Genomic DNA, 1,243 nt, shown 5'->3' with positions numbered 1-1,243 from the left:
CGTTTGGTTCTGGTTGTTGCTTGAGCCGCTCATCGTCGCAGGGAAGGTGCTCGTCTTCCCGAATCCTGCTGACCTTAGTCCGGATTTCCAACGGGCGATGCAGGAGATGGCGCAGACGCGAACCGCAAAGTGGGTGCCTGCACGGGAAGATCTGGCCAAGTTCGAGAAACTTGCCCGTGAAGACTTCCAGCGATCGCTACTGCTGTTGCCGGACGACACTCTACTCCCGATGTTCAAGAGGAGCACGCCGGATAAGCCGGACGCGTACGTGCAGGGAGTTATCGACTACATGCGGCGTGAAGCCGAGAGCGACCCCATAGCACTGCTCCAGGTTCTAGGAACACGCAACCGGCTTAGTCAGGCGATGGTTACCAAGAGCGTGACCTTGGAGGTAGCGATTTTCATCGCACAGGCCACCGGGGCAGTCCCGGTCACGGACGTCAAATCACTGTGGAACTAACTTCATGATCACACTCGCGCAGCGCAGGGCGGGGGCAGCGCACCGACCAATCTTTGCGGATTACGAGCGCCAGTAGTTCTCAATCCCTTCAATGGACTCGTCCTCGCCGAATCCATCGCCGCAGTGGAGGTGCGAGCGGCCTTGCGTCGGGCGCTTGAGACCTTGGGGTTGCGTTCAAAAGACAAGGCTCTGAAGGACTTTAAAGCCCTCGGTGCGCGTCTGGACCGCCTGACGGATGAGGCGGGTCATCTGAGCAGTTCAGACGCTTCAGTTGCGCAGCTGCTCACTCCTTCTACGCCGACGGCCGGGTTCGAGTTGCCGGCGGCGCAGCGGCTTGTGGTGGGTTTTGGCCGAGGCGAGCCCCCCATCTTTCTAGGCTTGGCACTGCTCAGGACAACCCTGCGCGACACCGCAAGCGACGCAAGCGACGCAAGCTAAAGGCTACACATCCGCGCGTTCTCACCGCCGCATGATGTGCTGGCCCAGCAGCGCCTCGCGCGCCGCACCTAAGGAACGCAGGCCACGAGGGCAGGGCGCGTGACAACAGGGTTACGCATGCAGCGCTTGCTGTTGGCAAGTTTGAGGCGGCGCTGGGCCGACGGCGCCGGCGCCGCGGGTGCATCCAACGCCAGTAACTGTGCCAAGACCTTACGGAAGAAGGCTCTTGGCGCAAGCCTCCTCCAAGTATTCAGCGAGGCGCGGTAGTTGCACCGCCCCAGGCGCCTCGCGCAACCACATGGGCATGGCAGTTTGTTGGCAACGCGCTTTCGCTTGGTCAGCGCC

Annotated in this window: 1 protein-coding gene; it reads left to right on the top strand. The window is 61.7% G+C overall.

Annotated features, from left to right (window positions below; genetic code table 11):
• Positions 1–460, top strand: a 460-nt coding sequence (locus AC1VAN_RS22295; RefSeq protein ID WP_480986799.1) for a hypothetical protein, incomplete at its 5' end; no start/stop codon positions are given.
• Positions 461–1,243 lie beyond the last annotated feature (783 nt).

This window comes from Stenotrophomonas sp. 05L44_2 (assembly GCF_056665995.1).
The sequence above is the reverse complement of the archived record's forward strand: the minus strand, read 5'-3'. Positions and strand labels throughout refer to the sequence as shown.